The sequence below is a fragment of the Pseudomonas sp. Con_6 genome (genome assembly GCF_059379395.1).
The window spans coordinates 4599361-4623446 of record NZ_CM182011.1 but is presented as its reverse complement, the minus strand read 5'-3'; the positions used below and the strand labels follow the sequence as shown (position 1 = coordinate 4623446).

General features: G+C 61.5%; 19 protein-coding genes. 14 read left to right on the top strand and 5 right to left on the bottom strand.

The window, feature by feature from the left end; all coding sequences use genetic code 11:
- Window positions 1-3: 3 nt before the first annotated feature.
- The gene (locus AC5QPF_RS20475; protein WP_494959629.1) at window positions 4-1503 is read right to left on the bottom strand and encodes a CoA-acylating methylmalonate-semialdehyde dehydrogenase; all 1500 of its coding nucleotides are present in this window, start codon (window positions 1501-1503) and stop codon (window positions 4-6) included.
- 123 nt (window positions 1504-1626) lie between these two features.
- Here AC5QPF_RS20475 and AC5QPF_RS20470 point away from each other — a divergent pair, with 123 nt between their 5' ends.
- From AC5QPF_RS20470 to AC5QPF_RS20410, 13 genes are all read left to right on the top strand, one after another.
- Window positions 1627-2550 (top strand): LysR substrate-binding domain-containing protein, encoded by a 924-nt coding sequence (locus AC5QPF_RS20470; protein ID WP_494959628.1) that lies wholly within the window; start codon window positions 1627-1629, stop codon window positions 2548-2550.
- 267 nt (window positions 2551-2817) lie between these two features.
- Entirely contained in the window at window positions 2818-4851 is a 2034-nt protein-coding gene (locus tag AC5QPF_RS20465) for a sigma 54-interacting transcriptional regulator (protein WP_494959627.1), read from the top strand.
- Window positions 4852-4999: 148 nt separating this feature from the next.
- The gene (locus tag AC5QPF_RS20460; protein WP_019098943.1) at window positions 5000-5938 is read left to right on the top strand and encodes a D-2-hydroxyacid dehydrogenase; all 939 of its coding nucleotides are present in this window, start codon (window positions 5000-5002) and stop codon (window positions 5936-5938) included.
- 38 nt (window positions 5939-5976) lie between these two features.
- Window positions 5977-6663, top strand: coding sequence for a 3,4-dihydroxy-2-butanone-4-phosphate synthase (ribB, locus tag AC5QPF_RS20455; protein WP_494959626.1), 687 nt, complete (start codon window positions 5977-5979; stop codon window positions 6661-6663).
- A 43-nt stretch (window positions 6664-6706) separates the two neighbouring features.
- On the top strand, window positions 6707-7081 hold the full coding sequence (gene gcvH / locus AC5QPF_RS20450; protein ID WP_494959625.1) for a glycine cleavage system protein GcvH: 375 nt from the start codon (window positions 6707-6709) through the stop codon (window positions 7079-7081).
- An 8-nt stretch (window positions 7082-7089) separates the two neighbouring features.
- The gene (gcvP, locus tag AC5QPF_RS20445; RefSeq protein WP_494959624.1) at window positions 7090-9954 is read left to right on the top strand and encodes an aminomethyl-transferring glycine dehydrogenase; all 2865 of its coding nucleotides are present in this window, start codon (window positions 7090-7092) and stop codon (window positions 9952-9954) included.
- Window positions 9955-10020: 66 nt separating this feature from the next.
- Window positions 10021-11274 (top strand): serine hydroxymethyltransferase, encoded by a 1254-nt coding sequence (gene glyA / locus AC5QPF_RS20440; RefSeq protein ID WP_494959623.1) that lies wholly within the window; start codon window positions 10021-10023, stop codon window positions 11272-11274.
- A gap of 17 nt (window positions 11275-11291) precedes the next feature.
- Window positions 11292-12401 carry a glycine cleavage system aminomethyltransferase GcvT gene (gene gcvT, locus AC5QPF_RS20435; protein WP_494959622.1) on the top strand — a complete coding sequence of 370 codons (1110 nt, stop codon included), beginning with the start codon at window positions 11292-11294 and terminating at the stop codon, window positions 12399-12401.
- Window positions 12402-12411: 10 nt separating this feature from the next.
- Window positions 12412-13380: a lipoyl synthase gene (lipA, locus tag AC5QPF_RS20430; RefSeq protein WP_019098938.1), complete on the top strand. Its 969-nt coding sequence runs from the start codon at window positions 12412-12414 to the stop codon at window positions 13378-13380.
- 294 nt (window positions 13381-13674) lie between these two features.
- On the top strand, window positions 13675-14835 hold the full coding sequence (locus AC5QPF_RS20425) for an extracellular solute-binding protein (RefSeq protein ID WP_494959621.1): 1161 nt from the start codon (window positions 13675-13677) through the stop codon (window positions 14833-14835).
- Between the two features lie 139 nt (window positions 14836-14974).
- The gene (locus AC5QPF_RS20420) at window positions 14975-16324 is read left to right on the top strand and encodes an MFS transporter (protein WP_494959620.1); all 1350 of its coding nucleotides are present in this window, start codon (window positions 14975-14977) and stop codon (window positions 16322-16324) included.
- 226 nt (window positions 16325-16550) lie between these two features.
- Window positions 16551-17048: a lecithin retinol acyltransferase family protein gene (locus tag AC5QPF_RS20415; RefSeq protein WP_494959619.1), complete on the top strand. Its 498-nt coding sequence runs from the start codon at window positions 16551-16553 to the stop codon at window positions 17046-17048.
- A gap of 349 nt (window positions 17049-17397) precedes the next feature.
- Entirely contained in the window at window positions 17398-19005 is a 1608-nt protein-coding gene (locus AC5QPF_RS20410; protein ID WP_494959618.1) for an amino acid permease, read from the top strand.
- A 480-nt stretch (window positions 19006-19485) separates the two neighbouring features.
- On the opposite strand, the gene AC5QPF_RS20405 is transcribed toward AC5QPF_RS20410, so the two are convergent.
- From AC5QPF_RS20405 to AC5QPF_RS20395, 3 genes are read right to left on the bottom strand one after another with little or no spacing between them, the layout of a single operon-like run.
- Window positions 19486-20235, bottom strand: coding sequence for a methyltransferase domain-containing protein (locus AC5QPF_RS20405; RefSeq protein ID WP_494959617.1), 750 nt, complete (start codon window positions 20233-20235; stop codon window positions 19486-19488).
- Window positions 20232-20780 carry an adenylyl-sulfate kinase gene (locus AC5QPF_RS20400; RefSeq protein WP_494959616.1) on the bottom strand — a complete coding sequence of 183 codons (549 nt, stop codon included), beginning with the start codon at window positions 20778-20780 and terminating at the stop codon, window positions 20232-20234. The genes AC5QPF_RS20405 and AC5QPF_RS20400 overlap by 4 nt, the downstream gene beginning before the upstream one ends.
- Complete coding sequence (locus AC5QPF_RS20395) at window positions 20777-21946, bottom strand: hypothetical protein (protein ID WP_494959615.1); 1170 nt, start codon at window positions 21944-21946, stop codon at window positions 20777-20779. The genes AC5QPF_RS20400 and AC5QPF_RS20395 overlap by 4 nt, the downstream gene beginning before the upstream one ends.
- Before the next feature lie 226 nt (window positions 21947-22172).
- Here AC5QPF_RS20395 and AC5QPF_RS20390 point away from each other — a divergent pair, with 226 nt between their 5' ends.
- Window positions 22173-22946, top strand: a complete 774-nt coding sequence (locus AC5QPF_RS20390; RefSeq protein WP_494959614.1) for a hypothetical protein — start codon at window positions 22173-22175, stop codon at window positions 22944-22946.
- A 75-nt stretch (window positions 22947-23021) separates the two neighbouring features.
- Here the strand turns inward: AC5QPF_RS20390 and AC5QPF_RS20385 are convergent, their stop codons facing one another.
- Window positions 23022-24086, bottom strand: a complete 1065-nt coding sequence (locus AC5QPF_RS20385) for a zinc-binding dehydrogenase (protein ID WP_494964217.1) — start codon at window positions 24084-24086, stop codon at window positions 23022-23024.

Genomic DNA, 24086 nt, shown 5'->3' with positions numbered 1-24086 from the left:
TCCTTAACGGGCGACCGGCATGGCGAATTCCGCACCTTTTTCGATGCTTTCCGGCCAGCGCTGCATGATCGATTTCTGCTTGGTGTAGAAGCGCACGCCTTCAGTGCCGTAGGCGTGCATGTCACCGAACAGGCTCTTCTTCCATCCACCGAAGCCGTGCCAGGCCATCGGGACCGGCAATGGCACGTTGATTCCCACCATGCCCACCTCGATCCGTCGGGCGAATTCGCGGGCGATGTTGCCGTCGCGGGTGAAGCAACTGACGCCGTTGCCGAATTCATGGTCGTTGATCAATCGCACCGCCTCGGCGAAGTCCGCCACCCGTACGCAAGCCAGGACCGGGCCGAAGATTTCCTCTCGGTAGATGCTCATGTCCGGGGTGACATGATCGAAGAGCGTGGCACCGAGCCAGTAACCGTTTTCCAGGCCGGCTTCGGCAGGGCGGAACCCGCGACCGTCGACGACCAGTTTCGCGCCCGATTCCACGCCCTGGTCGATGTAGCTGGTGATGCGTTCCAGCGCCGCACGGCTGACGATCGGGCCCATTTCTGCCTTGAGGTCGCGACCGTCAGTAATGCGCAGATCCCGGGCTCGGGCGGCCAGTGCTTCGACCACCTTGTCCGCGATATCCCCGACCAGCACAGCGACCGAGATCGCCATGCAGCGTTCCCCGGCACTTCCGTAGGCTGCGCCGATCAGTGCGTCGATAGTCTTGTCGATGTCGGCGTCCGGCATCACCACCAGGTGGTTCTTCGCACCACCCAGACCCTGCACACGCTTGCCGTGACGGGCACCGGTCTCGTAGATGTACTGGGCGATCGGCGTAGAACCCACGAAACTCACCGCTTTCACGTCAGGGTGCTCGATCAGCGCATCCACGGCTTCCTTGTCACCCTGCACGACGTTGAATACGCCAGCGGGCAGGCCGGCTTCCTGCAGAAGGTCGGCCATGAACAGCGAGGCGCTCGGGTCAGTCGGGCTGGGCTTGAGAACGAAAGTGTTACCGGCCGCCAAAGCGATGGGGTACATCCACATCGGGACCATGACCGGGAAGTTGAAGGGGGTGATACCGGCAACCACGCCCAAGGGTTGGCGCATCGTCCAGTTGTCCATGCCGCGGGAAACCTGATCGGTGAATTCACCCTTGAGCAAGTGCGGAATGCCGCAGGCGAATTCGAGGATGTCGATGCCGCGCTCCACCTCACCTTGGGCGTCGGTGAAGACCTTGCCGTGTTCGGCAGTGATGATGCGCGCCAGGTCGTCCTTGCGCTCCTGGAGCAATTGCAGGTAGCGCTGAAGTATCCGTGCGCGACGGATCGGCGGGGTTTCGCTCCAGCGTTCGAACGCAGCCTTGGCGGCGGCCACGGCCTCGTCGACTGTGGCACGACGGGCCAGCGAGACCTCGCCTGATTGTTCGCCGGTGGCGGGGTTGAACACCGCCTGATGGCGGTCGTCCCGGGAAACGTGGGTGTGGTTGATGTAGTGCTTGATCAGGCTGGGCATCGTGGACATTCCATGCGGGGCTGGACGGGTGGCCAGCGACGAGCTCACGATAACCTTGGGTTTTGTCCTGAACGAGACCATAGTCAAGAACTCATTGTCCGTATCCGAGAACAATCAGAAGTCATGGAAACCAACGAGATCGAGAAGCTGTGGGCGCACATTCACTGGCTCTCCATATTGGAAGAGCAGGGCAGCTACACCGCAGCAGCAGCGCGTCTGGGGGTCAGCAAATCGGTGGTCAGCCAACACCTGTCGGACCTGGAAAAGGCCACCGGCACCCAATTGGTTACGCGCACCACTCGCAGCGTGCGCCTGACCGAAGCGGGCAAGTCGCTGACCCGCGAGGTCCGCAGTGCCTACGCACATATCGCCCGCAGCTTTTCGTCGGTACGCGACTCAGCCGCGACCGTGCAGGGGCTGGTACGACTGACCGCCCCCGTGGCCTTCGCCCGTCAGCATCTGGTACCGCATTTGTCGGGATTCCTTGCCCTGTATCCACAGGTGCGAATACACCTGGATGTCTCGGACTCATTGAGCACCATCGCTGCCGACGGCTACGACCTGGCCGTGCGCCACAGCTTCCGGATCCCTGAAACCCATGTGGCCTGGAAGCTGTGCAAGACCGCTTCGGTGCTGGTGGCGACCCGGACTTACCTGGATCGTGCAGGCGAACCGCAGACGCCCGATGATCTGGGACGGCATAGCTGCCTGTACTACCCGCGGGGTCACGAGAGCCCGGTCTGGACCCTGGAACGAGGCACTGAACGACTGACCGTTCCCATCACCGGTAGCTTCGCCACCAACAACAGCGAGGCGCTGCGCGATGCGGCACTGGACCACCTGGGGATTGCCTTGCTGCCCGACTTCAGTGCGCACGGCGCGCTGGCCGATGGGCGTCTGGTGCGGGTTCTGCAAGACTGGGAACTGACTGGTGCATTCGCCGCCGAGATCTATCTGGTGCGGCCCTATTCCGCCCATGTTCCACGGGCTGTCAACGTTCTGGTCAACTACCTGAGGGAGAAGCTGTTCAGCGGCTTTGCCCTTTGATCTGCAGTGCGCGACGGGCTGTGCGCAGGCCCGGAAAAAATGGTCGATACTTCTAGTCATGCTCCTGCACTGATGGCATCTTCAGTGTGATTGGCGTTGTACCAGGGAGGGTAGTCGCGATGCCCGGGCGCTCTGCAGGCGTTCCGGGACGGTAGGCTGCTGAATGAACCAGGTAGCATCACTGGTTTCATTCTTGCATGACCTTCCTGAAAAGCTGGCCGGTAACCCGGACCGGTAATCCCTGGATGTTCAGCAGGTACAATAAAAATGATGAGCGTGCAGCAACACCTGGCCAGGATTCGTTCCGGCGCTGACGGTAATTCGCATGAACTCGATCACGAGCCATCTGGCGGCCTGTCCGTCATCCATCGAGAGCATTGCAGTCAATCCTGGCGGCGTTGCCTGGACGTGGGGCTTAGCCCCGACCAGCAACTGATGGTTCCGGTGGTCGAGGCCAGTGAAGTCCGCCGCTTGCAGCAGGCTTTCGGTGAGCAGGCTTTCGAGCATGCGGTGAACACGCTCAACGGTCTGATGAGCGTGCTCAGCGACGTGGGTTACCACGCGAGCCTGGCCAATGCCGATGGCGTGATCATTGCCGAGAGCATCAAGCCGTCGCAGGCCTATTACTGCGAGAGCGATCGTATCGGCTCGATCTGGCGCGAGGAGGTAGGTGGTACCAATGGTATCGGTACCTGTATCGCCGAGCAGCGCCCGGTCGCGGTCTTCCGCGACGATCACTTCTATTACGATCTCTCGGAGCAGGCCTGCGTCGCAGCGCCGTTCTACAACCCCGATGGCCAGTTGCAGGGGGTGCTGAACCTGACCACCTGCAACCCCAACGTCGATGTCAACGCCCACCACATCGCCTACAAGCTGGCGACCCAGAGTTCGAACAAGCTGGAGCAGCGCCTGTTCCGCATGCATTTCGAGGACTGCTTCATCCTCCAGGTCTGTGGCACCTCCGGTCCGGCGGCATGGATTGCCATTGACGCTGGCGGGCTGATCCTCGGCGCTACCCACGGCGCTCGTCGGCTGCTGGGCCTGGAGCCGAATCAGTTGGGCAAGCGCCGCTTGTGGGAGGTGATCGATTGCCCCCAGTCGGCCATTTCCCTGGAAATCTTCCGCAGCGTGGCTACCGCGCAACTGCTCCACTGCGCGCAGCATCTGGATTTCCTCATGGTTGCAAGCCCTGCGCAATCCGCGCGCACTGCCGAAGTCGAGCGGGTGATGAAGGCACGTCCGCGGGCAACGCGGGAAGTTGCCGGTTCCCTGGCGCGCTGCGCCGGACAGGACTCGCGCATGCAGGACAACGTGCGCCTGATCCGCAAGGTGATGAACAAGAACCTGCCTCTGTTGCTGTTGGGCGAGACCGGTGCCGGCAAGGACACCCTGGCCAAGGCCATCCATCAGGAAGGCGAGCGCAGCGCGGCCCCCTTCGTTGCGTTCAACTGCGCCTCGGTCCCCGAATCGCTCATCGATAGCGAGTTGTTCGGCTACAGCAAGGGCGCCTTCACCGGGGCCAACAAGGAGGGCAGCCAGGGCCGGTTCATGGAGGCTGACGGGGGCACGCTGTTCCTCGATGAGATCGGTGATATGCCGCTCGCCCTGCAAACCCGTCTTCTGCGTGTGCTGGAAAGTGGCGAGGTGTCACCACTGGGTGGCGGCAAGGCAGTGCGGGTGGACGTGCAGATCATCGCGGCGACCAATCAGCGCTTGCATGAAAAAGTTGCGGCTGGCGAGTTCCGCGAAGATCTGTTCTTCCGTTTGTCAGGGATGATCATCGATCTGCCACCGCTGCGTGAGCGGGAAGACAAGGCGCAACTGATCGAGACGGTGCTGCAGGGTGTATGCGGGGACGATCCGGTGCCGGTGCTCAAGCCGTCTGCCTGGAAAAAGCTACTGGAATACCCATGGCCGGGCAACGTTCGGGAACTGCGCCATGTGCTGCACCGTGCCACCCTGTTCGCCGAGAGCGGGGAAGTGCGTGCCAGCGATATCGTGCTGCCGTTCGAGAACCGTATCCGCCCGTTTGCCGAGCGCCTGGCGCCCGCGGCAGCGCAGCCGGTGGCACCTGCGCATGGCGTGGCTCCGGTCGATGCCGAAGCGCTGGATGACGCTGCCGATCTGGTGGTGCATGTCACCGGCGTGAACGCCCGTACCACGCTGAGCCATGTGGAAAGCAAGGCGATCAGTCAGGCCCTGGCCGCCAGCGCCGGCAATGTCGAGTCGGCCTGCAAGGCGCTGGGCATGAGCAAGGCCACGCTCTACCGCAAGGTCAAGCGTTACGGTATCCGCCTGTAGAGAATCTACCGTTGCAAAAATGAGCCTGCTGTCTCAATCCTGAAAGACAGCAGGCTTTTTTGTTTTAACTCATTGTTTTAATTAGATATTTTTTGATGGCACGGCGCTTGCTCCAGTGACTTCGAGTTCACCTTCGGAGTAGAGCGCAATGTCCACCGCATCGCTGCCCACGGTTTTGCTGACTGATCCTGACAGCGCCGAGCTGCTGGCCCTGATTCGCCAGGGGCATGCAGGTCTGCCGCTGCGCACGCGAGACGATATCGACGCGCATGTCGAGTGCGATGTCTGGCTGGGCTCTCCGGAACATGTCATCGAACTGCTGGGGCGGGGCCTGCGGCCGCGCTGGGTGCAGCTGACCTGGGCCGGAGTGACCCCGATGCTCGATCCCCGGGTGCCGCGCGGTTACCAGCTCACCCGTGCTGGCGAGGTATTCGGTGCATCGATGCTCGAATACGTCCTGCATCACATGCTGGCTCATGCCTGGAAGGCGGCGGACTATCCATTCGCCCAGAGTCGCTTCAGTTGGCGACCGGCGAGTTCGCAGCGGCTTTCCGGCAAGCGCGTGCTGATAGCCGGCCTCGGCAGCATCGGTGCACATATCGCCTCGGGGTTGAGCGCCCTTGGCATGCGCGTATCAGGTATCCAGCGCAGTCCGCGCACGACCGCCAACGTCGAGCTCGTGGGCAGTCTTGATGACCTGATACCCCTGGCGGCGCAGGCGGACTATGTCATCAACGTCCTGCCCGATACCCCGCGGACCCATGACCTCTTCGACAGCGCCTTCTTTGGCGCACTGCCGGCCAACGCTCTGTTCATCAATATTGGCCGCGGCAATGCGGTAGTCGATCAGGCGCTGGTGCATGCGCTGGAACAGGGGCAACTGGCCGGCGCGGTGCTTGATGTATTCCGCAAGGAGCCCTTGCCGCCCTCGCACCAGTTCTGGGTGACGCCCAACCTGGTACTCACCCCCCATATCGCCGGGCCTACCGATCCCGTGGCGATGATCGATTTCTTTTTGCGCAACCTGCGCAAGTACCAGTCCGGCCAGCCCCTCGACGGGCAGGTCGGATTCGAGCGCGGCTATTGAGACCCGAGCGCCCGATGCAACCTTCGGAGATAACGACAATGATGAGCCCGATTCTTTCTCGCCACCGTAACGTCAAGGCCGCCGTCAACGCGTATCGACGCGGTCAGCCCGTGATCCTGCTCGACGACGACGATCGCGAGAACGAGGCCGACCTGGTGGTCGCGGCGCAGAACATGACTGTGCAGAGTATGGCCATGATGATCCGCGACGGCAGTGGCATCGTCTGCCTTTGCCTGGACGAGGCCACGGTCGACATGCTGCGGCTCAAACCCATGGTCCCGCACAACGAGTCGCGGTACACCACCGGTTTCACCGTAAGCATCGAGGCGGCGGACAACATCACCACCGGCGTGTCGGCCCAGGATCGCCTCACTACCGTGCAGGCGGCGCTGTCTTCGACGGCCCTGCACCGGCGCATCGTCAGCCCCGGTCACATGTTTCCGCTACGGGCCAGGCGTGGCGGGGTGCTCGAGCGTCGCGGGCATACCGAAGGCAGTGTGGAGATCGCCGTGCTGGCCGGCATGCGCCCGGCCGCCGTGCTCTGCGAACTGATGAACCCCGACGGCACGATGATGCGCGGCGCGGCCATCGATGCCTACGCAGCCCGGTACAACCTGCCGATCCTGACCATCGCCGATCTGGTGGCCTGCCGTCTGGACATGGAGATGGGCACCCGGATCGAACAGGCCGAAGTCCCTGCTCTGCGCGTTGCGCTGAGTGTTTGAAGCCAAGTACCTGACCAACAACAACTCCAAAAGGAAAGACCCCATGAGCGTGCGTTTCACTCCCGATCACGAATGGCTGCGCCTGGAAGACAACGGCGAGCTGACCGTCGGCATCACCGACTATGCGCAATCGGCCCTAGGCGACGTGGTTTTCGTCCAGTTGCCGGACCTTGAAACCTACGAGGCCGGCCAGGAAGTGGTGGTGCTGGAATCGGTCAAGGCCGCCAGCAACATCACCATGCCGCTTACCGGCCAGGTGGTTGCCGTCAACGAGGCCGTGGCCCAGGAGCCGGAGCTGGTCAACGCCTCTCCCGTTGACCAGGGCTGGTTCTTCCGTTTCCTGCCGACCGACGCCAGTGGCCTGGCCAGCCTGATGGATGAAACGGGTTACCAGGATTATCTGCGCCAGCAGGAGTGACAGTACTCATGAGCAATACAGTACAACTCGACACCCGCCATGAGTTCGTGGGGCGTCATATCGGGCCGGACGAGCGGGCGATCCAGGTCATGCTCCAGGTGGTGGGATACGACAGCCTGGACCAGTTGATCGCCAGCGTCGTGCCGGACACCATCAGCGGCACCAGCGTGCTGCCGTTGACCGTGGGGCAGGGCGAAGCCGAGGCCCTGGCCGATTTGAAGCAGATCGCCAGCAAGAACAAGCTGTTCAGCCAGCACATCGGCCAGGGCTACCATCCCTGTTTCACGCCAGCGCCGATCCTGCGCAATCTCCTGGAAAACCCGGCGTGGTACACCGCCTACACGCCCTACCAGCCGGAGATTTCCCAAGGCCGCCTGGAAGCGTTGCTGAACTTCCAGACCCTGGTCAGCGACCTGACCGGGATGGACATCGCCAACGCTTCGCTGCTGGACGAGGCGACCGCCTGCGCCGAAGCCATGACTTTCTGCAAACGCCTGGCGCGAAACAAGGCGCCGGCATTCTTCGTCTCTTCCCACTGTCATCCGCAGACCATCGATGTACTGCGAACCCGCGCCGCGCCGCTGGCTATCGAAGTGGTAGTGGGGGATGAGTTCGAATTGGCTCCGGAAGACCTTGGTGCCTACTTCGGTGTCTTGCTGCAATATCCGGCCAGCACCGGCGCGGTTCATGATCATGCCGAGCTGGCGGGCCATGTGCGGGCGGCTGGCGGGTTGCTCGCGGTGGCAGCCGATCTGCTGGCCCTGACCCTGCTGACCCCACCCGGCGAGTTTGGCGCCGACGTGGTGATCGGCAGCGCCCAGCGCTTCGGCGTGCCGCTGGGCTACGGCGGCCCTCATGCAGCGTTCTTCGCGACCCGTGACAGCTTCAAGCGCGACATGCCCGGCCGCCTCGTCGGTATCTCGGTGGATCGTCACGGGGCACCGGCCTTGCGCCTGGCCATGCAGACCCGCGAGCAGCATATCCGTCGCGAGAAGGCTACCAGCAACATCTGCACGGCCCAGGTGCTGCTGGCCAACATCGCCAGCATGTATGCCGTCTATCACGGCCCGCAGGGCTTGAAGGACATCGCACGGCGCACCCACCGGCTGACCGCCATCCTGGCCAAAGGCCTCGAACACCTGGGGCAGACTGTCGAGCAATACCATTTCTTCGACACCCTCAGCGTGATGGCGACGCTGCCTGCCAGCGAGCTGCACCAACGTGCCGCCAAGGCTGGCATCAACCTGCGCTTCATCGACGATCAGCGCGTTGGCATCTCGATGGACGAGACCTGCACGCCAGCTTCGGTGCTGCGGTTGTGGGCGTTGTTTGCCGGTGAGGCAAACACTGTCCCGGCCTTCGATGACATGGCCGATCTGGCCGGCGGGCGCTTGCCCGAGCAGTTGCACCGCCGCTCGGCGATTCTGGCCCACGCCGTGTTCAACCGCTATCACAGCGAAACCGAGCTGATGCGTTACCTGCGCCGCCTGGCCGACAAGGACCTGGCCCTGGACCGCAGCATGATCCCGCTAGGCTCCTGCACCATGAAGCTCAACGCCGTCAGCGAGATGATCCCGGTGACCTGGCCTGAGTTCGGCAGCCTGCATCCCTTCGCACCGGCCGATCAGGCCGAGGGCTACAAGGCAATGCTGGACGAGCTGGAAACCATGCTCTGCCAGGCCACCGGTTATGACGCCGTGTCGCTGCAGCCCAACGCTGGCTCGCAGGGCGAGTATGCCGGGTTGCTGGCCATTCGTGCCTATCACCAGTCGCGTGGCGAGGGCGGGCGGGACGTCTGCCTGATTCCCTCGTCCGCCCATGGCACCAACCCGGCTACTGCGCAGATGGCCGGCATGCGCGTGGTAGTGGTCGCCTGTGACAGCCGCGGCAACGTCGATGTCGACGATCTGCAGGCCAAGGCCTTGCAGCACAGCGACAGGCTGGCGGCGCTGATGATCACCTATCCCTCGACCCACGGTGTGTTCGAGAGCCGTATCGGCGAGATCTGCGACATCGTCCATGCTGCGGGCGGTCAGGTATATATCGACGGGGCGAACATGAACGCCATGGTCGGCCTGTGCGCACCAGGGCAGTTCGGCGGCGATGTCTCGCACCTGAACCTGCACAAGACGTTCTGCATTCCCCACGGCGGTGGCGGTCCGGGAGTTGGCCCTATCGGTGTGAAGTCGCACCTGGCGCCGTTCCTGCCGGGACATGCTCATTTGCAGCAGAAGGAGGGCGCCGTGTGCGCTGCGCCTTTCGGTAGCGCGAGCATCCTGCCAATCACCTGGATGTACATCCGCATGATGGGTGGTGTGGGGCTGCGCGAGGCCTCGAGGGTGGCGATACTCAATGCCAACTACATCGCCCGGCGCCTGGAGGAGCATTACCCGGTGCTCTACACCGGTGAAAACGGCCTGGTCGCCCACGAGTGCATTCTTGATCTGCGCCCGCTCAAGGAGAGCAGCGGAATCAGCGTCGAGGACGTTGCCAAGCGCCTGATCGACTTCGGCTTCCATGCCCCGACCATGTCCTTCCCGGTGGCCGGCACGTTGATGGTCGAACCGACCGAAAGCGAATCGCTGGAGGAGCTCGATCGTTTCTGCGAGGCGATGATCGCTATTCGCAAGGAAATCCATGCGGTCGAAAGTGGCTTGCTGCACCGTGATGACAACCCGCTGCGCAATGCACCGCACACGGCTCATGAGCTGGCCGGTGAATGGAATCATGGTTATGACCGTGAGCAGGCGGTTTTCCCGGCCGGGCATTCGAATGACAAGTACTGGCCCCCCGTCGGTCGTGTCGACAATGTCTACGGCGACCGCAACCTGACTTGCGCCTGCCCTTCGATCGAAAGCTACCAGGACGTCTGAATCAGCTTCGGAACACCGGCGCCGGTCCTGCCCGCGCCGGGTTCCCCCACATCCAGGAAAAATCCCATGTTCCACAAAAGTCTGACCCTCAACGACTTCGACCCCGTCCTGGCCGCCGCGATCGACAGCGAAACCCGGCGCCAGGAAGATCACATCGAGCTGATCGCGTCGGAAAACTACACCAGCCCCCAGGTGATGGCCGCTCAAGGCACGGCGCTGACCAACAAGTACGCCGAGGGCTATCCGGCGAAGCGCTACTACGGTGGTTGCGAGCACGTCGATGTGGTCGAGCAACTGGCCATCGACCGCGCCTGTGCACTGTTCGGCGCCGACTACGCCAATGTGCAACCGCACTCCGGCTCCTCGGCCAACGCGGCGGTGTACCTGGCGCTGCTCAGCGCGGGCGATACCATCCTGGGCATGAGCCTGGCCCATGGCGGTCACTTGACCCACGGGGCCAAGGTCAGTTCTTCCGGCAAGCTGTACAACGCGGTCCAGTACGGCATCGATGCCAAGGGGCTGATCGACTACGACGAAGTCGAGCGCCTGGCGCTCGAGCATCGTCCAAAGATGATCGTCGCGGGGTTCTCCGCCTATTCCCAGGTCCTGGACTTCCAACGCTTTCGCGACATCGCCGACCGGGTGGGGGCCTACCTGTTCGTCGATATGGCCCACGTCGCCGGCCTGGTCGCTGCCGGGCTCTATCCCAACCCGGTCGGCCTGGCGGACGTGGTCACTACCACTACCCACAAGACCCTGCGCGGCCCGCGCGGCGGCCTGATCCTGGCTCGCAGCAACCCCGATATCGAGAAAAAGCTGGCCTCGGCAGTGTTCCCCGGAGCACAGGGGGGACCGCTGATGCATGTGATTGCTGCGAAGGCGGTGTGTTTCAAGGAGGCGCTGGCCCCGGACTTCAAGGTCTACCAGCAGCAAGTACTGGACAACGCCGTGGCCATGGCGGAAATGTTCAAGGCGCGGGGTTATGAAGTCATCTCAGATGGCACTCGCAACCACCTGTTCCTGGTCAGCCTGATCCGCCAGGGAATTACCGGCAAGGACGCGGATGCAGCGCTTGGTCGGGCACGCATCACAGTGAACAAGAACGCCGTCCCCAACGATCCGCAGTCGCCTTTCGTAACCTCGGGTATCCGCATCGGGACACCGGCGATCACCACCCGAGGCCTCGGCGTCAGTGAAAGCCAGGATCTGGCCGGCTGGATCTGCGACATCCTCGATCACCTCGGCGACGCCGATGTCGAGGCCCATGTAGCGCAACAGGTAGCACGCCTGTGCTCCGCCTTCCCTGTCTACGGACTGTGACGCCGAGGACTGATGCCATGACACTCAAGCAAACCCCCTTGCATGACCTGCACCTGTCCCTGGGTGCGAAAATGGTGCCCTTTGCCGGCTACCAGATGCCGGTGCAATACCCGCTGGGTGTGCTCAAGGAACACCTGCATACCCGGGCCGGGGCAGGTCTGTTCGATGTGAGCCACATGGGCCAGATCCGCCTGGTCGGGGAGGGCGCCGCGAGGGCGCTGGAGACCCTGGTGCCGGTGGATATCGTCGATCTGCCGGTGGGCATGCAGCGTTACGCGCTGTTTACCAACGAGCAGGGCGGCATCCTCGATGACCTGATGGTGGCCAATGCCGGGGATCACCTATTCCTGGTGGTCAATGCCGGTTGCAAGGAGCAGGACCTGGCGCACCTGCAGCAGTTGCAGGACCAGTGCGAAGTCATCTCGCAGTTCGACAGCCATGCGCTGCTCGCCCTGCAGGGGCCGCTGGCCGCGCAGGTGCTGGCGCGCCTGGCGCCGAGCGTGGCGCAGATGACCTTCATGCAGTTCGCCGCCGTGGAGATTCGCGGGATCGCCTGCCATGTCAGTCGCTCGGGTTATACGGGTGAAGATGGGTACGAAATTTCCGTGCCTGTCGAGCATGCCGACACCCTGGCGAGGCTGCTGCTGGACCAGCCGGAAGTCGCCCCGATTGGCCTGGGCGCGCGCGACTCGCTGCGTCTGGAGGCCGGTCTGTGCCTGTATGGGCACGATATGGACAGCACTGTTACCCCGATCGAAGCCAGCCTGGGCTGGGCCATCTCCAAGGCGCGGCGTGAGGGTGGCGTGCGCGCAGGAGGTTTCCCGGGGTACCAGCAGGTGTTCGCCCAGCAGCGCGAAGGCGTTTACCGCAAACGTGTGGGCCTGGTGCCGCTGGAGCGTATTCCGGTACGGGAGGGGGTCGAGCTGTTCAGGGAGGATGGCGAGTTGATCGGCAAGGTGACCAGTGGTGGCTTTGGCCCAAGCTTCGAGGGCCCCCTGGCGATGGGCTTCGTGGCGGCGCCCTACGCGGCGCTGGATACAGTGGTGTACGCCCAGGTTCGGGGCAAGGCCATTCCGATGCGCGTGTGCAAGACTCCGTTCGTGCCACAGCGCTACTACCGTGGCTGACGAGGCGACGATGACCCGACCTGACCTTGCAACACAGGCACCAAGGCCGGTGATGACCGGAGTCAAGCTGCGCGGCGCCGACAAGGTGGCGCGCATTCCGGTCAAGATCCTGCCGACCGAGGACATTCCGCGCAAACCGGAATGGATCCGCGTGGAAATCGCGGCTTCGCCGGAGGTTTCCCGGATCAAGTCACTGCTCAGGAAGCACCGGCTGCACAGTGTCTGCGAAGAGGCTGCCTGCCCGAACCTGGGTGAGTGTTTCAGCGGCGGTACGGCGACCTTCATGATCATGGGCGACATCTGCACCCGGCGTTGCCCGTTCTGCGATGTCGGCCATGGACGGCCCAAGCCGCTGGACGTGGACGAGCCGCGCAACCTGGCGATCGCCATTGCCGAGCTTCGTCTCAAGTACGTGGTGATCACCTCGGTGGACCGGGATGACTTGCGCGATGGCGGCTCGGCACACTTCGCCGCCTGCCTGCGGGAAATCCGCAGTCGTTGCCCGCAAGTCCGTATCGAAACCCTGGTGCCGGACTATCGCGGGCGAATGGATATCGCCCTGGCAGTGACTGCCGAAACACCCCCCGACGTGTTCAACCACAACCTGGAAACCGTACCGCGACTCTACCGTGCGGTGCGCCCGGGATCGGACTTCGAATGGTCACTGGACCTGCTCGCCGGTTTCAAGGGGCGCGTGCCCGGGGTGCCGACCAAATCCGGCCTGATGCTGGGGCTGGGTGAAACCGACGACGAGGTGATCGAGGTGATGGCGCGGATGCGCGAACATCAGGTCGATATGCTCACCCTGGGCCAGTACCTGCAACCCAGCCGCAACCATCTGCCCGTCCAGCGCTATGTTCATCCTGACCAGTTCGCCCGTTTCGCGCAGATCGGTCTGGAGATGGGCTTCGACAATGTCGCGGCGGGACCGTTGGTGCGTTCGTCCTACCATGCCGATGAGCAGGCCCGCCTGGCCTGACTCGACAGCGCGTCACCAAAACCCGCCCGTGGCAGTCACCGGCGGGTTTTTCATGGGGCTTTCTCAGCAATGAAAACCCTGGCTCGCATTCCTGAGAAAGCCCGGATGTGGCGCCGTAGGCGCGAATAAAAACTCATTTAATTCAGTGTCTTACAGATTATCGAAAACTTGGCACCCGTCTTGCTCCCTTGGTTTACGGCGATCAGACCGGCCCAACAGAGGCGCGCAGACGCCAAAGCGTGACGAACAGCTTCAGTCCTGCCAACAACAATTCTTCAGGATAGGAATGCGCCAATGTCAGCAGATCACAGAGATCCGACCCGTCTTTCAGGAGTATCCCCCTTCAATCCCCATCTGAGCCGGCGCACGCTGATGCTGGGTGCTGCAGCCGCCGCCGCCGGTGCAACGCTCGGACGCTGGATTCCCGAGGCCCGCGCCGCAGTTGGTGGCCAACTGGACATCATGACCTGGGAAGGCTACACGCTGCAGAACGAAGCGGCGCAGTGGATCAAGCAGAACAACCTGCGGGTCAACGCCAGCATCATGGGCAGCCAGGACGACGTCACCGCCAAGCTCATGGGCGGTGGAGTACGGTTGGACCTGTCGGAGTATTCCAACGGCTATAACGAGCTGTACAAGGGCCTCGGGCTGCTCAAGCCGATCGATGCCACGCAACTGCCCAACTACAATCCAACCGACATCATCACCCGCTTCTACGACGGCGACATGTGGTTCTGGGATGGCCAGCGCTTCGGTATCCCGTGGACCTGGGGCGTGGACACCATCGTCCTCAATCCGCAGGAAGTGAAGGAGCCGGTCACCAGCTTCAAGGACTTGCTGCGCCCCGAATTCAAGGGCCGCCTGACCTTCCTCGACAACCCCCTGACCGTATGGCCGCTGGCGGCCAAGGTGACCGGGCACGGCGACAAATTCCCGAATGTCTCGCGCGAGGAACTGGCGGACATCTGGGATCAGATGATTCCTTACCGTGAACAGTGCCGCACCTTTGCCTCCAGCAACGGTGACGTCGCCTCGCTGTTCGTCGCCAAGGAGATTTCCGCCTGCTTCTGCACCTGGACGGCGGCAACCCTGCAAACCGCCAAGCAGGGCGTGAAGACCGAATACGTGTTTCCCAAGGAGGGTGGGGCGGTCTGGGCGGACGCCTGGTTCATCCCGGTGACTTCGGTCAACACCGAGTCGGCGCTGGCCTTCATCAACCAGGCTCTGGATCCGCAGGTGCAGGCCGAGATGAGCAAGGCGGCCAGTTCCGCCGTGGTCAATCGCAAGGCCGTGCAGTACATGGATGCCAGTACCCGCTCGCTGTTCGATTACGACCGCATCGACGAAGTGCTGCAGCAGTCGCCGCTCAAGGGGCAGCCGCCCCGCGAGTCGGAACTGTATGCCACCTATGACGACTGGTTGCAGGCCTGGGCATCGTTCCGCGCCGGCTTCTGATTTCCCTGCCGGGGAGCAGAAGTCCCGGCAGTTCCGCTCCGTCGCCGATCGGCGACGGTTTATCCGTCAGAGTGTACGAAGCCGCTTGGTGGTGGATGATGTCACTCTGCATCTGTAGTGCGTGCCAGTGAGAACAATAATGACCGACAAGACGTACGATCCGGTGCATTCACCGAAAAACATTTCCCGAGCTTTCCTGGTGTGCTGGGTTGCGCTGTTCGCTGCTGGCTTCGCGATGATGCTGAAGCTTTCATCCGCCGGGACGCTCAAGGCCGTTTTCTTCGACAGCACCTCGCCGCTGACCTCGGCGGCGTTGATTGGCGGGATCCTCGGCATTACCTATCTCGGCTTCACCATCTGCAACACGGTGCTGCCGCCATTCATCGATGCCCTGAAGATCAAGCGGGTTCTATTTGCAGGTCTGGTCATCTTCAATGCCGGATTGATCATCATGATCATGGCCGAGCCAGGCAGCGAGCAGGCCTATGACACCCTGTGGCTGGGGGCCTTGTTGCATGGCATCGGCTGGGGCTGTATCGAGTCGGTGGTCAACCCGGTGGTGCCGTCCCTGTACCCGGATGACAAGGCGGGCAAGCTGAACCGCCTGCATACCAGCTGGCCACTGGGTTGGATGCTTGCCGGCCTGTTGGCGGTGGCCCTGGAGTCGACCAGCTTCGACTGGCGCTATCTGTTCGCCCTGTCTCTGCTGCCAGCGTGCTTTGCCTTGATCATGTTGTTCTTCGTGGAGTTTCCGCCTACCGAGCGAGTAAGTAACGGCGTGAGCTTCATGGGCATGTGCAAGGAGTTGTTCGTGAAGCCAGGCATTTTCGTGCTCATCGGCATCATGTTCTTCGCCCTGGCCTGCGAGACCGTACCGCAGAACTGGCTGGACATCGTGGTTGGCCAGATCTCGGGGATCAAGGGCACCTGGCTGCTGATCTACGTGGCCATTGCCTATCTGTTTGCCCGTGGCCTGGCCGAGTTTGCCCTCAAGCACGTGCATGCGGTGACCATCCTGTTGTTTGCCTGCCTGGCGATCTTCGTCTCCGTGTTGGGGCTGGCCATGGCCACCCACCCGTTCGTGACCATGGCTGCCACTGCACTCTTGGGGGTAGGGGCCGCGTTGTTGTGGCCAAACATGCTGGCCATCGCTTCCGAGCGCTATCCGAATACCGGTTCCCTGGGTATCGGCTTGATGTGTGCGGCGGGCATGGCCTCCGGCTATGTCGTGGTGCCGTGGATGGGTGAACTGTATGACGGCTTCAAAGTGGCCGCAGCAGGTGGCAGCGAGGCCTTCCAGGCCCTGGCGGCAGAGTCGCCGGCGTGGTTGGAAGCCAATGCCTATGCGGCCACGCGCTCGTTCGAACTGTTCTCCATACTGCCCCTGGCGTTGGCGCTCTATTTCATCGTCGACTACTTCGTGAAAGTGCGCAGGACGCGCCGGACGAAGAAGGTGGATGCAGGTTCGAAGTACAGCTACGCCAAATAAACTGCAAAGGCCAAGACGCTGGCAGCGCATTGAACGGCCCTGCCACGAAGCCAGTGAAGTGATGAATCCGGCAGCAGAGATCCTGTTGCCGGATTTTTTGCATTCAAGCGTTGTGCAGTTCCGTTCTCATTGATCCTCTCGCGGTGCCTGGGTGGCGCGAAGCATGCTAGGAACACTCCGCAGGCTCATCCGGTTTTCACATGGGCTAGAGGGCGGGAGGTCAGGTATGCAACGCTTCGAGGCAGGGCTCAGTGCAGCGCAGATCATGCTCGGATGTGAGCATCCGCCATGGCCGCTCGGGGCTCACCTGGTGGCAAGGCGAGCAGGTTATCTTCACCACGGAATCTATACCGGCCGGGGGAGGGTGATTCATTACGCTGGCCTTTGTGATGGCCTTGGATATGGCCCTATCGAGGAGGTCTCGTTGCTCCGTTTTGCCGGGAAGGGTGACGTCTGGAGCCTGAAACAGGCCGGTTCGGAGTATTCCCCGGCAGAAGTCCTGACCAGAGCGCATAGCCGGCTCGGCGAGTGCCGCTACCGTTTGCTGACGAACAACTGCGAACATTTCTGCCATTGGTGCCTGCATGGCAAGCCGAGGAGTGATCAGGTCCGGCGTTTCTGGAGGGATCCTGTCTTTGCAATGAACCTGATCGCGCATGTCGGTCCGCAGCTTTTTAATTGGCTGTGGACCACGCGCGGAGCGGAAATACAGTCTCAAGGCTGATCAGCTCGATGTAGCAGAACTGAGAAAGTGCCTGTCATCCGCAAGTTTTTTCCCTATCGAGTCCATACTTGACAGCGAGTTACTGGCTGTCTGCATGAGTGGCACCGGTTTTGCTGATTACAGGTGTCGCGAAGCTATTCAAGAAACAGCCGGAAACTTGCTCATGAGATGAGTTCTCTGCACGTAAAGGCTTTTCAGCTTCGGTGACGTTGATGGACCGAGGCAATGTTGTCGAGGGATTTCGTGGCATCAGGCCGCGAACGGGTTCCGGTGTGCGCTTGACTCCACACCGGCTCCACGGCGACATCAAGAGTCACTCCAGATAGAAACAATTCCAAGGAGTGCAACCGTGCGAAACGCAACTGACAACTCTGACGCGCAGCAGCTCAAGTCGCTGGGTTACGATCAGAAGTTCGATCGCTCCATGTCGCTGTGGTCCAACCTGGCGCTTGGCTTCCTTTATCTCTCCCCGCTGGTCAGTGTCGTGGCAATGCTTGCGCAGGGCCTGGCGACTGCGGGTCCGCCGTCGATGTTCTGGATTCTTATCGTGGGTGCAGGCCAACTTCTGGTGGCGCTGGTGTTCGGAGAGATCGTCGCGCAGTACCCCATCGCGGGTGGTTTGTACCAGTGGGCGCGGCGGCTGTGGAATGGGCAGTATGCCTGGCTGCTTTCCTGGATCTACCTGGCGTGCGTGATCGTTGCCATTGCCACCACGGCGATGTTCGGTTCGAGTTTCGTGGCCAACCTGTTTACGGGAACCAGGGAGAGTGCGGGAGTACCGGTGACGCCCGGGCTCAGTGCGCTGATTGCAGGCGCGATGCTGCTGGTGGGAATGTTATTGAACATGACGGGCACCCGGACGCTTTCACGCATTGCTGGCGCGGGTCTGGCGGCAGAACTGATCGGCGTGATCGCCGTCGGTCTCTATCTGTTGGTGTTCGAGCGCCACAACGATTTCTCGGTGTTCTTCGACACGATGGGCACGGCGCTGGAGGGCGACTATTCCAAGGCGTTCATCGGTGCTGCGCTAGTGGGCATTCTCATGGTCTACGGCTTCGAAGCGTGCGGCGAAGTGGCGGAGGAGGTGCCCAACCCGGGACGTCAGATTCCACGGGCAATGATCCTCACTGTCGTGGTCGGTTGTGGCTCCGCACTGCTGTCGTTTGCCGGATACGTACTGGCTGCGCCCAACTTGCTGGACATCGTCAACGGCAAAGTGGCCGATCCTATTCCCGCTATCCTTAACGACTCCATCGGCTTCATAGGTACCAAGATCTTCCTGGTCATTGCACTTACCTCGTTCCTGGCGTGCGTGATGGGACAGCAGGCTTCTTCAAGTCGTTTGGTGTACTCCTTTGCGCGCGATAACATGTTTCCTGGTGCCCACCTCTTCGCCAGACTATCCAGTAGAGGACATGTCCCTGTTTGCGCCCTGCTGGGTGTCAATGCGCTTTCCGCGCTACTGCTGGTATTCGTGTATTTGGTTCCTGACTCGCTCTATCGTGTAGCGGGAGGGCAGATGCTTGCTGGCTATGTTGCTTTCCAAATGGTTGTGGTGGCGGCACTTCGCGCACGGATGAAAGGTTGGAGACCGGCAGGTGCGTTTTCACTCGGGCGATGGGGTTGGATCATCAACCTCGGTGCCTTGGCGTACGGCATCTTTGCTTGTGTAGTGCTTTCAATGCCTTCCAGTAACCAAAGCCTGGGCTTTATAGACCGCTGGATTGCCCTTGTAGGGCTTTCTGCAGTGGTGATAACAGGCTTGCTTTATTTGTACATTGCAAAACCGCACCGCAATTCAACTGCCCCGGAGGGCGATGCTGTGGCTATTGCAAGTGCAATGCGGGGGGCTTCGCAAGCAAAAAAGGGCTATTTGAGTGACCTTGGTCTAGATGACTCGACTCTTCGAAGGAATTCACAAGATCGAAAAAAAGGGGGGTGGACATCTAGCGTTTAAGAACCTTAACCATCAGTCCTGCCACCCTGGCTGGCAGGACGCTGGTCCCGTCGGGTAAATGTGTATGCACATTACCTTTGTAATGTGCTGAGGGGCATAGCCTGTACAGTATGTATCAACACTAATCGTAGCGCCGGTCGTTGCTTGCTTGGCATCCTGACCCGAAATTTCAGCGCATTTCCAAATGCTGGCATGCCATTTCTATCAGTCAGTGTGGGGCATGTGCCTTGCTTACTTCAGAAATTGAGTCCAGAATTAAGGCTATTCCTGTATCAGGAATAGCTGAAAAGTCTTTAATTTCAACGATTCGGAAGGCGGATGTGAGTCTCGTTTCCCGCTCCAGACATGGCGCTACAGATTGCTGAAATGTATCTGTAGTGAAACGAAAAAAGGCCCTCTGGGCCTTTTTTCGTTTCTGTCGTTCGCGCAAGAGGCTGTTCCCAGGCCTCTGCCTTTTCAGGCAAAGGCCGGGTACTGGCATTACTTCAGCTGGGCCATCCAGATATTGGTCGAATACGGAATCTGGATCGACGCCGTACCCAGGCTCTGCAGGTAGTCCTCGATGGCGCTGATCACCTCGGGGAATGCGGCTCCGGCCTGACGTTGCAGGGTCGCGTGGGAGCGCCAGGCTTCAAGGCACTCCTCGATAGATTGCTGGTGGATGACGCGGGCGTCGAGGTGGACGACCGCACCGAACAGGCCGGAGGCATCGATGGCTGCGCTCTGGTCTTCACGACGGGTGCCATAGGCGTAGCCCTGCACGCGCTCCTTGATGATGGCTTCGATCCGCGCCTGGATCGGGTCATCGAGATGGCGGTGGTTCCACATGCAGGCGAACCAGCCACGCGGCTTGAGGATGCGCGCCGTTTCCTTCAGGGCCTGCTGGCGATCGCAGACGTTGAAGGAGCTGCCGAAGGTGACCATGTCGAACGCCTGGTCGGCTTGGCCGGTGGCTTCGCCCGTGCCTTCGTGCCAGGCGACGTTGCCCAGTTCGAGGGTGCGCTTGATGCCGTTTGCGCGCATGGCGTCGTTGGGCTCCACGGCCATGACGTCCATGCCGCGGGCGGCCAGCATCAGGGTCAGGTGGGCGACACCTGCGCCGACGTCGCAGAAGCGGTCGCCTTTTTCAGCGCCAGCAATGGACAGCATGGCATCGATCGCTGCATCGGCGTAGTCGGGACGCTTCAGGTAAGCGTCAGCCAGGACGGTGTAATCCCATTCGGTTTTCATACTGATTTCCCTTTTATGAATCGGTGCAGCAAGTCGTCGGTCAAGGTTTTTGCCGTGTGCAGTGGATCGAACTCCGCCACCCACTCTGCCATGCGCGGTTCGTCTATCGGTACGTCGAGCCCGGCGACGTTGCTCAGCTCGCCCGCATCGAAGCGCCGGTAGATGCCCTTGGGGTCGCGGCGGCGCAACTCTTCGACCGGGACCTTCAGGTAGACCTCGAAGTAGCCCGGCAGATGAGCGCGGTTCCAGGCATGGATCTCGCGGAACAGCGAAATCGTTGCGATCACCACGATATGGCCCTGGGCGGCAATGACCCGGCACAACTGCGCGTACTGCATGGCCAGGGCCAGGCGCCCGGTCCTTTCGTAACTTTGCGGGCCGTTGGCCGTCGTACCGAACACATCGCGCAATTCGTCGCCGTCGAGCATGACCACCGAGTGGCCCTGGTGACGCAGCCTGGCCGTGAACTCCCGGGCCAGGGTCGATTTACCCGCCCCCGACAATCCTGTGATCCAGACCACCTGTCCGGTAAAACCGGCATTCATCTGCACGTCTCGACCTCTCCGGCAGCGTTCATCGCAAAGTAGCGAAACGCGGAGTCGTGCTGTTTTTCAACCAGGTCCCGGAAGACTTCCTCGGGGTGATGGAAACCACCGAATTCCGATTCGTAGAATGCCTGGTAAATCGCGAAATGTTGGTCGGGTGGCAACAACTCGAACCCGTGCAGCAGTTCCCTGAGTTCGTCGCCATTCCTGGCGATAGGCAGTGAATTGCCCATCTGTCCGAGCCAGGCATGGACGATGGGATGGCTTTCAGTACAGGACGGTACGTAATAGATAGGCAGCCGGCAGGTATTGAGCATGAATGAAACGCCGCCGCTCGAAGCATCGGTAATGACCGTGTCGCACTTGCGGTAGAAGTCGTCGCTGCGGCCCTTGGTGGTGTCGATGGTAATCCACGGATACTCGCTGAGCTTTTCGCACATCTCCGCGATGTAGGGATGTTCGAAGTCGGTCATGTAGGGGCGCAGGAGAATGCTGGCATGAGGCACCTGGGTCTTCACCGCGTTGATGACATCGACCATGTTCTCGAAGAGCGAGGCGCCGCTTGGGCAGATGCCTTTCTGGGTTGGCAGGATGCCTACGACATATTTTTCGGGGCTGCGCTCGAAGGCGGGTGGCGCACTCAAGACCTCGGGGATCTTCACGGGTAGCGTGGAAATTGCCGTGGTCTTGCGCAGGTCCGAGCGGATCGTCTTGAGGGAAAAAGACAGACCGCTGTTTCTATCCTGTCGATAAAGCTGCATGCCTTTGTGCAACAGGCAGAAGAACGATCGGGAAGGAGAAACGATGGCGTCGAAAAGCGACATCAGGCTGGAGGCGTAATGCCTGTCTGCGATGGGCATGCCGACGTTGCCATGGGAGATGAACACGGCAAAGTTCGACTCGTCCAGTGCTCTTCCAATAAACGCGTCATTCGAGATGACGACCTGCGACTTGAGCTGCGCAATATACTCCAGTTCGATTTGTTCGACCGGGTAGTCCAGTGCCTGCTCGGCTTCCTGTTGGCTCAGGCCGCTGATCTTTGTATTAAGGACAACGCAGTTATAGTTGTGTCGAAGTGCGTTCAGGGCGGGCAGGAGGTATTCAAGATACGTTTTCCCGCCATTCAATACATTGTTGATCAGATAAATATTCTTCATGGCAAGCATTGCGCGTCGGCAGCCTTCCTGGGCGTCAAGGTATTATTTCAATCACAGGTAATCGGGCGATGCTATCACGCGGTCCGGCCAATCTGCCATCACTCTGCGGCGCCTGTTGTATGCGTGGCAAGTGTGCGCGGGAAAAGGGAAAATCTGCAGTTTGTCGATTGTGTAGTATCGCCGTTTGCGCAATCGCGTCCTGCGCTTTCAGAGCACAACCGGAATCCTGCCTGTCATGACTCTTTTCTACCTCAAGCTCATCGTCACGCCACTGTTGATGTGGGCCGTCTCACTCGCCTCGCGACGTTGGGGCGGGCTGCTGGGCGGGTTGCTCTCGGGCATGCCGATCACTTCGGCGCTGGTCATGGTGTTTCTGTGCCTTGAGCAGGGCAGCGGCTTTGCCGTGAATGCCGTGCCGGGGGCGCTCGGTGGTCTGGCGGCGGTACAGGCGAGCTATGCGTGTTATCTGTTCACCAGTCGTCGGGTCGGCATCTTTGCGACCGCGCTGGTGTCGCTGGGATGCTACGGGGTTGCGGCGTACGTCCTCACCCACTGGGGTGGCTTGCCGCTGGCCATCACGGTCGCCCTGTGCCTGGTGACGTTGCTGGTGTGGGCTAGCGGACGCGAAGCGCGGCCGGCGCAACTGGCGCCGATCAAGGCGCGCTGGTGGGAAATCCCCCTGCGTATGGTTGCCGCCACCAGCTTGCTCATGCTCACCACCGGGACCGCCCAGTGGCTCGGGCCGGCGGTGAGCGGCATGCTCGCGCCGATCCCGGTGATCGCCTGGCCGCTGGTGGTGTTTTCCCATGTCCAGGGCGGGCGGTATTCCATGGCCGGGATGATTCGCGGCAATGCCATCGGCGGGGTGGGGGTGATTGCGTTCTATCTGGTCATCGGGCATTTGCTGGAGCATCTGGGGATCGCGTTGACCTTCTTCCTTGCCATTGCGCTGGCGGTGGTGTTGACGGTCGGGCTGGCGACGCTGCTGCGTTCGCGCCAGCCCCGGTAAATCCTGGTGGCAGGTGGTGGTGCACGCCATGAGGCCGTGAGCAACACCCCCGAACCGGCCAGTCCAACGCCAGCCTCAGCAGAGACTCGGTGAAACGATGATCTTCACATTGTGCTCCTTGTTGTTCACCAGCTCTTCGAAACCCCGCTCGACGATCTGCTCCAGCCCGATCCGTCCGGTCACCAGTGGCGTGATGTCCAGGCGACCGTCGGCGATGAAGGCGATCACGTCGGCGAACTCGCCGTTGTAGGCCAGCGAGCCGATCACCTGCTTCTCGGTCGCCACCACCTCGAAGAAGTTGAACGAGCTTGGTTCTTCGAAAATCCCCACCAGCACGCAGGAGCCGGCCTTGCGGATAGCATCGATGGCCAGCTTGGCGGTGTGTTTGTTGCCGATGCACTCGAAGCTGACATCGGCGCCAAGGCCGTTGGTCAGGGTGCGGATTTCTTCCAGTACATCGCATTCGTTCGGGTCCAGCACATGACTGGCGCCCACCTCTCGGGCCTTGGCCTTGCGCGCGGAAGACATCTCCAGGGCGATCACCTGCGCCGCCCCGGCAGCCTTGGCGCACATGATGGTGCACAGGCCGATGGTGCCCGCACCGACCACCACCACGTTGCGCCCCAACAGGTTGCCGGCTTTCTTCACCGCATGCATGCCCACCGCCAGCGGCTCGATCAGCGCCCCGGCTTCCGCCGGAAAATCCGCCGGCAGCTTGTACAGCAGGTTCGCCGGGACATTGACCCATTCGGCGAAGGCGCCGTTGTTCATCAGCCCAGTGAAGGCCAGGTTTTCGCAGATGTTGTACAGACCGGTGCGGCAGTAATAGCAGGTGCCGCAGTGCTGGCAGGCGTCGGCGGCGACGACTTCGCCGACGCCGAAGCCCTCGACCCCGGCACCGAGCTTGACGATCTCGCCGCAAAACTCGTGACCGAGGATGCACTGGCCCTTGATCCCGGTGAGCGGATGCGGCGCCTCCACCGGGATGAACACCGGCCCGGCGACGAACTCGTGCAGGTCCGAGCCGCAGATGCCGCACCAGTGCACGCGGATCTGCACCCAGCCGGGCGGCGGATCGCCCGGCAGCGGTACGCTTTCCACGCGGATATCGTTGCGCCCGTGCCAGACCGCCGCGCGCAT